This window comes from Bradyrhizobium sp. LeoA1Lang (genome assembly GCF_055413685.1).
The window spans coordinates 1-255 of record NZ_JBVAPG010000597.1 but is presented as its reverse complement, the minus strand read 5'-3'; the positions used below and the strand labels follow the sequence as shown (position 1 = coordinate 255).

1 pseudogene is annotated in these 255 nt (G+C 61.2%); it reads left to right on the top strand.

Going from position 1 to position 255, the window contains the following annotated elements:
- Positions 1-255: pseudogene (locus ACZYOF_RS44640) on the top strand (IS110 family transposase); the annotation flags it as partial.

Below are 255 nucleotides of genomic sequence, written 5' to 3'. Positions count from 1 at the left end.
GGATACGTCGAAGCATATTTTTCAGTTGCATGGGGTTGATGCGGCCGAGAAGGTGGTGTTGCGCAAGCGGCTGTCGCGCAAGCAGGTGCTGGAGTATTTCGCCAAGTTGCCGCCGACGGTGATCGGGCTGGAGGCTTGCGGGGCTTCGCAATATTGGGCGCGGGAGCTTTCCAAGCTCGGCCACGAGGTGAAGCTGATGGCCCCGCAACTGGTGAAGCCCTACGTGCAGCGGAACAAGAACGACGGGCGGGATGC